10 protein-coding genes are annotated in these 10,761 nt (G+C 45.8%); 9 read left to right on the forward strand and 1 reads right to left on the reverse strand.

Annotated elements, in window-relative coordinates; genetic code table 11:
* Positions 1 to 73: 73 nt before the first annotated feature.
* From AB5706_RS07830 to rsmH, 3 genes are all read left to right on the forward strand, one after another.
* On the forward strand, positions 74 to 994 hold the full coding sequence (locus AB5706_RS07830) for a carbohydrate kinase family protein (protein WP_173719029.1): 921 nt from the start codon (positions 74 to 76) through the stop codon (positions 992 to 994).
* A gap of 9 nt (positions 995 to 1,003) precedes the next feature.
* On the forward strand, positions 1,004 to 1,627 hold the full coding sequence (gene udk / locus AB5706_RS07835; protein ID WP_173716872.1) for a uridine kinase: 624 nt from the start codon (positions 1,004 to 1,006) through the stop codon (positions 1,625 to 1,627).
* A 161-nt stretch (positions 1,628 to 1,788) separates the two neighbouring features.
* Positions 1,789 to 2,886 (forward strand): 16S rRNA (cytosine(1402)-N(4))-methyltransferase RsmH, encoded by a 1,098-nt coding sequence (gene rsmH / locus AB5706_RS07840; RefSeq protein WP_195379381.1) that lies wholly within the window; start codon positions 1,789 to 1,791, stop codon positions 2,884 to 2,886.
* A 160-nt stretch (positions 2,887 to 3,046) separates the two neighbouring features.
* Here rsmH and AB5706_RS07845 read toward each other — a convergent pair whose 3' ends face one another.
* Entirely contained in the window at positions 3,047 to 4,816 is a 1,770-nt protein-coding gene (locus AB5706_RS07845) for an outer membrane protein assembly factor BamB family protein (RefSeq protein ID WP_195588810.1), read from the reverse strand.
* Between the two features lie 185 nt (positions 4,817 to 5,001).
* Here AB5706_RS07845 and rfbD point away from each other — a divergent pair, with 185 nt between their 5' ends.
* The 6 genes from rfbD (at position 5,002) to AB5706_RS07875 (ending at position 10,678) form a co-directional block, all read left to right on the forward strand.
* The gene (gene rfbD, locus AB5706_RS07850) at positions 5,002 to 5,850 is read left to right on the forward strand and encodes a dTDP-4-dehydrorhamnose reductase (protein ID WP_173735173.1); all 849 of its coding nucleotides are present in this window, start codon (positions 5,002 to 5,004) and stop codon (positions 5,848 to 5,850) included.
* A 1-nt stretch (position 5,851) separates the two neighbouring features.
* Positions 5,852 to 7,147, forward strand: coding sequence for a dicarboxylate/amino acid:cation symporter (locus AB5706_RS07855; RefSeq protein ID WP_173735172.1), 1,296 nt, complete (start codon positions 5,852 to 5,854; stop codon positions 7,145 to 7,147).
* A 352-nt stretch (positions 7,148 to 7,499) separates the two neighbouring features.
* Positions 7,500 to 7,871, forward strand: a complete 372-nt coding sequence (locus tag AB5706_RS07860; protein ID WP_117853413.1) for a GntR family transcriptional regulator — start codon at positions 7,500 to 7,502, stop codon at positions 7,869 to 7,871.
* Between the two features lie 2 nt (positions 7,872 to 7,873).
* Complete coding sequence (locus AB5706_RS07865) at positions 7,874 to 8,725, forward strand: ABC transporter ATP-binding protein (RefSeq protein WP_330602530.1); 852 nt, start codon at positions 7,874 to 7,876, stop codon at positions 8,723 to 8,725.
* Positions 8,722 to 9,390 carry an ABC-2 transporter permease gene (locus AB5706_RS07870; protein WP_173735171.1) on the forward strand — a complete coding sequence of 223 codons (669 nt, stop codon included), beginning with the start codon at positions 8,722 to 8,724 and terminating at the stop codon, positions 9,388 to 9,390. Before AB5706_RS07865 ends, AB5706_RS07870 begins: the two co-directional genes overlap by 4 nt.
* 7 nt (positions 9,391 to 9,397) lie before the next feature.
* On the forward strand, positions 9,398 to 10,678 hold the full coding sequence (locus AB5706_RS07875; protein WP_243271290.1) for a DUF362 domain-containing protein: 1,281 nt from the start codon (positions 9,398 to 9,400) through the stop codon (positions 10,676 to 10,678).
* Positions 10,679 to 10,761 lie beyond the last annotated feature (83 nt).

Below are 10,761 nucleotides of genomic sequence, written 5' to 3' on the forward strand. Positions count from 1 at the left end.
CAAGGAAGTGCGGGTTTCATAAGAGGCAGCGCAAACCAAAAGATATAACGTAACAAAGGAGAAAAGTTATAATATGGGAATTGTTGTAATCGGTGATGTTTTTATCGATGTGAAAGGTTATTCCACAGCACCATTTATTCCTGGAGGAAGAAATGCCGGTGTGATCCAGCAGATCCATGGCGGTGTAGGAAGAAATGTAGTGGAAGATATTGCCAATATAGAGTTGAAACCAACCTTTGTCAGTCTGGTAGATGACGACGCTATGGGGGATGATGTGATCCGCAAACTGGAGCGTCATAAAGTAGATACCAGATATATGCGTAAGGTAAAAAACGGCATGGGAACCTGGCTGGCTGTCTTTGACCAGGACGGAGATGTGGTGGCATCTATTTCCAAACGTCCGGACCATCGTCCGATAGAGCAGATCCTGGATGAACACGGAGATGAAATTTTCCAGGATGCGGACAGCGTTGTGATCGAGATTGATATTGACAAGGAAATTGTGAAGAAGACCTTTCACTATGCAGAGAAATACGGCAAAAAAGTATACGCTCTTGTATCGAATATGACCATTGCAATCGAAAGACGTGACTTCTTAAGGCGGACAGCCTGCTTTGTATGCAACCAGCAGGAAGCGGGCATCCTGTTTTCGGAGGATTACGGTGGCCTGAAGCCTGAAGAGATGGCCCGGTGTCTGGCAAAAAGAATCCAGTCCGCCCATATTCCAAAGATGGTGGTTACCATGGGAAGTGATGGTGCAGCTTATGCAGATCAGGAAGGAAACTGGGGCGTTTATCCAGCTATGAAGGTAGATGTGGTTGACACCACAGGCGCGGGAGATGCCTTTTTTGCAGGTGTGTGCGTAGGCCTTACCTATGGAAAAACAATGAGAGAGGCATGTGCCATTGGTACCCGTCTTTCCTCAACTGTAATTTGTACCTCAGAGAACATTTGTCCGAGATTTATGCCGGAAGAATTTGATCTTGACAGGTAGGAGAAGAATATGGAAAGTCTTATTATAGGAATTGCCGGCGGCTCCGGCTCCGGTAAATCTACTTTTACAAACAGAATTAAAAAGCGTTTTGGAGATGACGTAGTAGTCCTTTATCACGACAATTATTACCGCAGACAGGATGGAATCCCTTTTGAGCAGCGTGTGACTGTGAATTATGATCATCCGGATTCTCTGGAGACAGAGCTTCTGGTGGAGCATCTGAAGCTTCTGAGGCAGGGGAAAGCTATTGACTGTCCGGTTTACGATTATTCCCAACATAACCGTTCAGACAAGATCCTTCATATCACCCCAAGTCCGGTGATCCTTGTGGAGGGAATCCTTCTTCTGGCAGATCCCAGAGTGCGTGAGCTCCTTGATATTAAGGTCTATGTGGAAGCTGATGCTGATGAGCGTATTCTTCGCCGGATTTCCCGTGATGTGGAAGAGAGGGGAAGAGATTTGAATGGAATCATTAAACAGTACTTAAACACAGTGAAACCCATGCATTACCTTTATGTAGAGCCCACTCGTTCCAAGGCTGATATTGTGATCAACAGCGGAAAGAATGACGTGGCGTTTGATCTGTTTGTTTCGAAAATCAGTATGGAATTGGAGAAACGGAAGCAGGGGTAATTACAGAAGATGTTAGCTGTAGTTTGGAAACATTGCTGTGATGATGCGGCAGAATTAGCAAATGAAAGTTGCTGTTTACGAAATGGGTGAGAATTCCGGCATAAAGAATTTTTCTGCGAAATTGGTAGATGGCAACAGATAAAAAGATACAGGAGATCAGAATGTCACAGGAAAAAGAGAACAGACAGTATGAGAATGCGCAGAGTGTGCAGGAGGGGCAGCAGCCTCATAAGCGCAGAGTGCGCTACAAAGGCAGATACCCGAAGAAATATGAGGAGAAATATAAAGAACTTCAGCCGGAGAAATACCAGGATACCATTCAGCATGTAATGCAAAAAGGGAATACCCCGGCAGGCATGCATATTTCTATTATGGTAAAAGAGATTATTGATTTTCTGGAGATCAAACCAGGACAGATTGGCTTTGATGCCACACTGGGCTACGGTGGCCATACAAAGGCCATGCTTCAGTGCCTGCAGGGACAGGGGCATATGTATGCCACTGACGTAGACCATGAGGAAGCAGCCAAGACAAAGAAAAGACTGGAAGATCTTGGCTTTGGGGAGGATATTCTGACCATTAAACTTCAGAATTTCTGTACCATTGATGAGATTGCCAAAGAAGTAGGAGGTTTTGATTTCCTTCTTGCTGATCTCGGCGTGTCCTCCATGCAGATCGATAATCCCAAGAGAGGTTTTTCCTTCAAAGCAGACGGACCTCTGGATCTGCGCTTGAATCAGGAAGCCGGGATCAGTGCGGCAGAGCGCCTGGAACATATTACCCGGGATGAGCTTGCTGGAATGCTTTATGAGAATTCAGACGAGCCATACTGTGAAGAGCTTGCCAAGGCGATCACAGATGAAATCCGCAAAGGAAACCACATGGATACCACCACAAAGCTTCGTCAGGTCATTGAGAAAACTCTGGATTTCCTTCCGGAAAAAGAGAAGAAGGAGACCATCAAAAAGACCTGCCAGCGTACCTTCCAGGCCCTTCGGATTGATGTGAACCGGGAGTTTGAGGTTCTGTATGAGTTTATGGAGAAGCTGCCGGGAGCACTGAAGCCCGGAGGAAGAGCGGCAATCCTTACGTTCCATTCAGGAGAGGATAAGCTGGTGAAGAAAGCACTGAAGGCTGGATACAAGGAGGGAATTTATTCCGATTATTCCAGAGACGTGATCCGTCCGTCAGCCCAGGAATGTGCCCAGAATGGACGCGCACGGTCTACGAAAATGCGCTGGGCGATTAAATCGGAGTAAACGCGATAAATACGCTGCGCGAGTTTGGCTCGCCTATCAAGTAAATGAGACAAAGCACGCTCTGCAAGTTTTATTCGTTATCGCGTCAGTCACCAAGGTTTTTCGTGCAGGCACGAACTTTGGCTCGCCTATCGCATAAATAAAATGGGGAGGAACCGCATCACTGCAGTTCCATCCCCCATATCTTACAATCTCTGGTTCCCACAACCATATAACTTTGATATACAGCAGGAGATGCTTCGATGACTCCCTCACTGATCTGGTGGCAGTCAAGAACATCTCCTGTTTTTCCATCCAGAAGATAGATATGTCCTGTGCTGTTGCAGTAGAGAACCTTTCCGCTGCTATCCGGATTGTATACACATACAGGTGAAGACCAGGCATAGGCAGATTCATGCTCCCAGTTTACTTTCCCGGTATTTTTATCAATGCATGCAAGTACACCTTGTGCCTGTCCACTGGTTCTGGCAACTGTCACATAAATGTTATCCGACAATTCTTCTTTCCCAACAGCGATGGTAGACTGTACACCGCCTGAAACACTGTCCTCGGAGGAACAGTCGTAAGAGGTCTGCCAGATGATCTCTCCTGTCTCCGCATCAATTTTCCAGACAGGAACCTCTGCAGTGGTGCTGCTTCGCCAGCCCAGGCGGAAAGAGGTGCTGACATACAGGTAAAGGTGTCCGTCCTCCACAGACAAAACGGGAGTAGAGTTGGAGTCATCCAGAATATCCTGCACCCATACAAGCTGCAGGGTATTCAGATCCAGGCACATTAGATTGCCGCCATTATCAGCAATAAAAAGATAACCGTCATAGATGGCTGCGCTGTCCTCCATGCCAAGCCAGTAGGAGCCTACGCTGGTACGTGTTCCGTAGTAGCGCCATTTTACAATGTGATCCGGATTTATGGACAAGGTGCCTGCTTCCGGGTCATAACTGGTATTCAGTTTGATCAGATAAAGAATTCCGTTCTCTCCTGGATAGATCAGGGTATCTGTGGCAGCATCCACAAGGGCGGAGGAATCAAAGTAGCTTAAATTTCCGCGAAGGGAAAATTCATCATTATTTCCAAAGGTATACATCACACTGCAGTCCAGAAGATTCACAACAAAGACCCTGGCAGTGCCTTCATTGCTGTCATAACCTGCGCCGACATACATAATTGGATAACCTCTGGGATCAAGTGCACCTGCCCCTTTGAAGGTGAAACCAAGGTAAAGGGGATCTCTGGTAGCCTCGCCGGTTTCCAGATCTAGGAAATACACATAGCCGTCCATGCAGGCATAGATCACTTCTACAAGATCGTCTTTTTCCTTTGCCCAGTCGTACATATTCATGGACTTCTTTACTTCTCTGGACCATTTTTCCATAAGAGGCTGTCCGGTCCAGCCGCTTCCGGACCAGGTGGCATCTCCGTAAGTAATAGAGCCGGTTTTTGCTGTCCAGAGATCCTGGATTTTTCCATTTTTAATCTGTGTATTGCCATAGGCTGCAGTGTCACGGAAATTGTTTCCGCGGAAGGTGACGATTCCATCCACATCTGTGTAGCTGATCCCGGCATCGAAGGAGTGGGTATCTGTGGAGGTATAATCCGAAGTATTGGCAAGTATCTGTCCGTCCACCTCAATGTCTGTGGTTTCTATGTATAAAGATGGGCTGGTGGAATCTACGCATTTAGGAGAAAATTCTGCCGGTCTTGCCATTGCGGCTTTTACAGCGGCAAGAGAATTGGAGTCATCCATGTCCAGACCGCTGGCTTCCTCAACCATGGAAACTGTATTTACATTTTCCTGGATCTTTTTTACGAGGAAAACTCCTCCCAGTATAATAACTGCTGCAATGATCAGGATCCCTTCTGTAAGAAGAAGTTTTCGGAAGAAATATTTTTGCTGCAGCTGCTTTTTTCGTTTCCCTACTTTTCTTTTCATATTCTGAATCCTTCCCTGTTCATTTGGCAAAAATTATACAAGGTATGACTGGGAAATTCAAGATGTCAAGAGCTGTTTTGGAAATTCAATTTTCAGATTGGGAAAAAGGGCGCAATCTTTTTTCTTGACAGTGTATGGCCTGGCTTGTTAAAATATTATTTATCGTATGAAAAGGAGGAGAAAACATGCTGAAAGTATGGATCGTAGGATCTGAAGGCCAGATTGGCGAGGCAATTAATGAAGTGCTGGATCCGTTGGAAATTGAAGTTTTGAATACAGACAAAAATGCGCTTGATATTACAGAAACAGACGAAGTTCTCCATTTTGGAGAGATCAACCGTCCGGATGTGATCATCAACTGTGCTGCGATCACAGATGTAGAGCTTTGCGAGAAGCAGCCGGAGGAAGCATTTCGTGTAAACGCTTTAGGCGCCCGCAACTTAAGCCTTGTAGCAAGAAAAACAGGGGCAAAGATGGTGCAGCTTTCCACAGACGACGTTTTTGATGGGCTGGCACAGAAGCCGTACACGGAGTTTGACAATACAAACCCTAAGACTGTTTACGGAAAATCCAAGTGCGCCGGGGAGAATTATGTGAAGGAGTTTACCCACAAGCACTTTATCATCCGAAGCAACTGGGTCTTCGGAAAGGGAAATAACTTTGTAAACCGTGTTCTGGAGGCCGCAGATCAGGGCAGAGCTCTTGCTGTAGCTGAGGATCAGTATGGTTCCCCCACAAGTGCCAAAGATCTGGCAAGAATTATCCTGCATCTGATCCGCACCAATGAGTACGGAACCTATCATGCAACCTGTCAGGGTGTTTGCAATCGTTATGAATTTGCAAAGGAGATACTTCGCCTTGCAGGCAAAGAGGAGCAGCTGAATCCGGTACCTACCTCGCAGTCTGATCTTTCTTCTGCCAGACCTGCATATGCAGTTCTGGACAATTTTATCCTTCGCATTATCGATGTATATGAGATGCCTGGCTGGAAGGATTCTCTGGAAGAATTTATGAAAGAAAAACGGGAGGGCTAAGATGAGCGCGAAGAAAGAAAAGAATGTAAAAGAGAAAAAGAAGATCAGCTTAACCAGTATGATCTTTATTGCGCTGATCGCCGGAGCAATCACAGGAATGGTTCTCCATTACCTGGTGCCGGATAGCAGTGTGAAGAATGATGTGATTGTTGAAGGAGTGCTGTACGTTTTGGGACAGGGCTTTATCCGTCTTATGAAAATGCTGGTAGTACCTCTTGTTTTCTGCTCACTGGTATGTGGAAGTATGGCTATCGGTGATACTAAGAAGCTGGGAAATGTAGGTGGAAAAACACTTGCATTTTATCTGGTCACAACAGCGGTGGCAGTTGCAGTTGCCCTTGGAATCGGAACTCTTTTGAGACCGGGAATTGGTCTTGATATGAGTAAGATCCAGATAAATGCTTCCGATATTGAGACTATGGAGTCTACCTCTCTGGTTCAGACTATTCTCAATATCATTCCGGATAACCCCATCAAGTCCCTGGCAAGTGGGGAAATGCTTCAGATCATAGTGTTTGCTTTGATCATTGGTGTGATCCTGGCAAAGCTTGGGGAGCGTGCGGAGACCGTTTCCAACTTTATCAGCCAGTTTAATGATATTATGATGGAAATGACCATGATGGTTATGAGTCTGGCTCCTATTGGTGTATTCAGTCTGATCGCAAGAACCTTTGCAACCATTGGTTTCAGCGCATTTGTGCCTCTGGCAAAATATATGATCGCAGTTCTGATCGCTCTGGCAATCCAGTGTTTTGGTATATACCAGATTTTGCTGAAGCTGTTCACGGGCCTGAATCCGGTGAAGTTTATCCGAAAGTTTTTCCCGGTTATGGCCTTTGCCTTTTCCACTGCAACCTCCAATGCGACTATTCCGCTTTCTATTGATACGCTGCACAAGAAGATGGGTGTTTCCAAGAAGATTTCTTCTTTTACCATACCTCTTGGTGCGACTATCAACATGGATGGTACTTCCATTATGCAGGGAGTTGCGGTTATGTTCGCTGCCCAGGCTTTTGGAATCCAGCTGACTCCTATGGATTATATTACAGTAATCGGAACAGCCACACTGGCTTCCATTGGTACCGCAGGTATTCCAAGTGTTGGACTTGTTACTTTGACTATGGTATTTAATTCTGTTGGTCTTCCAGTTGAGGCAATCGGTATTATCATGGGTATTGACCGTATTCTGGATATGGCAAGAACAGCGGTTAATATTACCGGTGATGCTGTTTGTACGACCATTGTGGCTTGCCAGAATGGGGCTGTGGATAAAGAAGTGTTTAATAAAGCTGAATAAAAATATTGGCGTGTGTATGTGAGTTTAGACTCAGGTATGCACGTCTTTTTTTGTGTGGCGAAGGCGGACGCCTGGGAGGGGCAGTGTGTTGCGGACAACGTCAAAAAACGGGATTTTACTCCGTCGTCGATTGCAGGTTCCATAAACAAACTCGCCCATGCTGGGCTCAGACAGTGTTTATGGAACCTGCGCTATACTCATAAAATCCCGTTTTTTGACTAACTGTCCGCAACACACTGCCCCTCCCAGGCTGATTGTTCAAAGTAACTATGAATTAAGTGGAAATAAACAGCGTATAACACTTGACAACAGTATAATACTGTTATATACTGTTTGCATAAGGAGGAGTCACATGAAGATCATAATTAATCACTCGTCGATGCAGCCAATTTATGAGCAGATCACAGATCAGATCAAGGCGATGATCATTGACGGGACGTTAAAGGAAGAGGAAATGCTTCCCTCTGTGAGAACTTTGGCGAAGGAGCTGAAGATTAGTGCTCTTACGGTGAAGAAGGCGTATGACTTTCTGGAGGAAGAGGGGTTCGTGGTTACGGTGCATGGGAAAGGAAGCTTTATCGCTAAGAATAACCAGGGACTTCTTATGGAAGAGCGGAAGCGGGAAATTGAGACAGAACTGGAGGAAGTGATCCGGAAAGCGCGGATCAGCGGATTGTCTGAGGAAGAGATCCGGGAACTGTTTGAGCTTATTATGGAGGAGTAGATATGCTGCTGAGTTTGAAGAATTTGCAGAAGAATTATCCTGGATTTTCCCTGGATGTAAGTATGGAAATAGAAGAAGGACAGATCACCGGTCTGATCGGAGCCAATGGAGCAGGGAAGTCTACTACCTTTAAGGTTATTCTGGGGCTGGTTCATCCTGATGCAGGAGAGATTCGTCTGTTTAATAAGGATATGGAGCAGATTTCCCAAAAAGAGAAAGCGGATATAGGCGCGACACTTTCTGACAGCGGTTTTTCCAATTGTCTGACCGTGAAACAGATTGTGCATATTCTGACAGAGACTTATGAGAAATTTGACCGGGAGATGTTTGAGAAGCGGTGCAGCCAGTTTTCCATCCCCATGGATAAGAAACTGAAAGAGTTTTCCACAGGAATGAAAGCAAAGTTAAAAGTGCTGACAGCCACCAGCTTTGATGCCAGGCTTCTTGTTCTGGATGAGCCTACAGCCGGTCTGGACGTGATTGCCAGGGACAGCATTCTGGAACTCCTTCGGGAATATATGGAGACAGAAGGCAGAAGTATTCTGATCAGCTCCCACATTTCCTCAGATCTGGAGAGCCTGTGTGATGATATCTATATGATTGATAAGGGACTGATCGTGCTTCATGAGAATACAGATGTGCTGCTGGATGAATATGGTCTTATCAAGGCTGACGAGAAGCAATATGAATTGCTTGATAAGCAGCATATTCTCAAGGTGAAGAAGGAGCAATACGGCTACAGCTGTCTCACAGATGAGCGTGCATTTTATGTGGAGAACTACCCGCAGCTTGCAATAGAACGTGGGTCTGTGGACAAGGTTATTACCATGATGATCAAGGGGGAAGTATTATGAAAGGTATGTTTGTAAAAGACATGGAAATTATGAGGGGAAACATGAAAACGTTCATTGGCGTATATATTATAGCCATTTTCTGTTTCCTTAGTACTTCCGCAGGTCCTTCTTTTCTAATCAGTTATGTGTCTGTTCTGGCTGCTGTTATGGCACTGAATACCATAGCAACTGATGATATGGATAATGGTATGCCTTATATTTTTACTTTTCCTATCAGCAGGAAAGAATACGTGAAGGAGAAGTATCTGCTGGGTGCAGGGATGGTCACGGTATTGTGGGCTGTTGCTGTTGCAATTGCAATTGGCGTAAATGCTTCCGGATATCGTAAGGTGTCCTGGGAAGAACTGATCGCTTCTGCAGCTGCCGGTCTTTTTCTTGCTGTTTTCGCAAATGCGGTTGTGTTTCCGGTACAGTTGAAATATGGAAGCTCTACAGGAAGGCTGGTGCTGCTTGTTCTTGTATTTGGCATCATGGCTGTAGGATGGATTGGCGTAGAACTATGCCAGAAAATGAATGTGGATTTTTCCGGTCTGAAAAATCTGGGCCTACGCATTTGGAACCTTGGAATCCCAGTCTGTCTGGCGATGCTGTTTGTTCTTATGTTGCTAATGCTTCTGATTTCCTGTACAATATCCATAAAGATTATGGAGAAAAAGGAGTACTGATCCGGAAATGAAGAAGAATCAGATTTTTATAAAATGCGGAACTGAATATAAGGAGATGACGAAAGAACTGCTGGAGGCGTGTGATCTGGCAGGGGAGATAGAGAAGAAGTTTGAGAAATGCGGATTGAAGGTGCTTTCAGAAAATTCCGGGGCAGGTTTACAGCAGAATAGTGAGAAGATTATAACAGAAGCAAAGTTTGAAACAAAGAGCAGTCTTATTGACAACTCTGAAGCAGAAGTGGACTGTTTTTATTCTTCGGATTCTGTGGAAAAACAGAATTCAGAATTTGGTTTGTACAATATGCGGATCGGCATCAAGCCAAACCTGGTCGCCCCCATGGAAGCCTACTGGGGCGGCACCACTCACCCGGAGGTAGTCGCCGGAATCGTAGAATATCTTCAGGAAAAAGGTTTTTCCAATCTGGTGATCATGGAAGGTTCCTGGGTAGGAGATAAGACCTCCGAATCCTACGAAGTCTGTGGTTTCAAGTCCCTCTGTGAAAAATATAACGTTCCGTTCCTTGACATGCAAAAAGAAAAGGGTGTGCCTGTACAATGTGGCGATATGACCTTAAACATCTGCAAAAGTGCCCTTGACCTGGACTTCCTTATTAATGTTCCGGTACTAAAAGGTCACTGTCAGACCAAAATCACCTGTGCATTGAAGAACATGAAAGGTCTTCTCCCTAATTCTGAGAAGCGCCGTTTCCACGCATTAGGTCTTCATGACCCCATTGCCCACCTGGGACTTGCTATCCACCAGGATTTCATCGTGGTAGACAATATTTGCGGAGACCTGGATTTCGAGGATGGCGGCAACCCCGTAGAGATGAACCGCGTTCTGGCAGCTGTGGATCCGGTTCTTATGGATGCCTATGTCTGCGACATGATGTACTACCAGGTAGAAGAGGTTCCCTACATCACAAAGGCTGCCACCCTTGGTGTTGGCTGCGCCGACATCCGCCAGGCAGAAATCCGTGCCCTCGATGGTAACCCCGGCGCTCCCATTCCCAAGTCACGGAAAGTGGTAGAGCTTGCCGACGCTGTAGAAGAAGTAGAATCCTGCAGCGCCTGCTACGGCAACCTGATCCCTGCCCTTGACCGCCTGAAGCAAGAAGGCCTCCTTTCAAACCTGACCACCCGAATCTCCATCGGTCAAGGCTACCGAAACCAGAAAGGCATCCTGGGAATCGGCCACTGCACCCGCCACTTCACCCACCACCTGGAAGGATGTCCGCCAACTGAAGATGAGATTTATGAGTTTCTGAAAAATTATTTAATTGGTTGAAAGTTATTCAAGGCGGACGCATTCGGACAATGGTGATTGCTCACTCGCCGGCGCAACGCTCCAGCGAACTAACTGCTAACTGC

This window comes from Ruminococcus sp. RTP21484sp1_RTP21277st1_D2_RTP21277_210401 (assembly GCF_040924225.1).
GTDB classification, from domain to species: Bacteria; Bacillota; Clostridia; order Lachnospirales; family Lachnospiraceae; genus Blautia_A; species Blautia_A faecis.